The organism is Acinetobacter legionensis (assembly GCF_048552295.1).
Taxonomy (GTDB): Bacteria; Pseudomonadota; Gammaproteobacteria; order Pseudomonadales; family Moraxellaceae; genus Acinetobacter.
In genome coordinates, this window is record NZ_JBIMCW010000071.1 from 1 (window position 1) to 918 (window position 918).

A 918-nucleotide genomic window follows, 5' to 3' on the forward strand; every position below is an offset into this window, starting at 1 on the left:
GCTTTTTCAAAAGAATGAGCACGTAAAAAAACAAGCATTAATAAACTGGTACGCTCAGCAATTGCTGGAATGCTTTCAAGAAGCTTTTGATCACGTTTAAGCTCATGGTCTTGATCAATATGGTTTTGAATTTGTGTATCTAGATTCTGAATTTGCCTAGTTAATGATTTAATATTAGTCTTAATAGACTTTAAAATTGGTACAACTATTAGAGTGGAGTTTGCTTTTTCCAAACGATTTTGTTCACGTTTTAAGTCGTTCGCAAGACTTGACCTTCTATCTAATAAAGCATTGAGCAATCGGATATTATCAGGAGTGGGTTGCCATAAATGTAAATCTACAGTCATTGCAAATCGCGCCAATACTTCACTATCGATTTTGTCAGTTTTATTAAGCTTAGAGATACTTTGAGCAAAATATCGAGTACGGGCTGGGTTAGCCACACAAACTTGAAATTTTAAATCAAATAAAAATTGAGCTAACATTTCATGATAGACGGATGTTGCTTCCATTAAGGCTCTAGTTTCTTCAGCAACAAGACCAAAACGATTTAACCATGATAACAATTGATGAAATCCTTTATTGCTATTGGAAAAGCATTTAGTTTTTATTTTTCCACTAGAGTCATCAAGAAATAAACAACAATCGAATTTAGCTTTAGAAACATCAATGCCAAGATAAAACATAGCTTCACCTAATTATTGATTGAATTAATATTAAAAAACCACAGTCTTTTCTTGTGAATGCAGCATCGAAGTGCTTAGTTACCGTCCAGATTTATGTCAGTGGTTAGGTGTAAATTGTAGGTTTAATCTTTTCAGGAAACTCGAAGTTTTGATGACAAACCAAACTCTACAATTTACGTGTAGTGATAGCTAATCACTACAAAGAACAAGATACAAGATGACAAAAATCTTT

Annotated in this window: 1 protein-coding gene; it reads right to left on the minus strand. The window is 32.9% G+C overall.

Features of this window, described 5'->3' with window-relative positions:
- Positions 1 to 686, minus strand: a 686-nt coding sequence (locus ACG916_RS21485; RefSeq protein WP_419329345.1) for an IS110 family transposase, incomplete at its 3' end; no start/stop codon positions are given.
- Between the last annotated feature and the right edge of the window lie 232 nt (positions 687 to 918).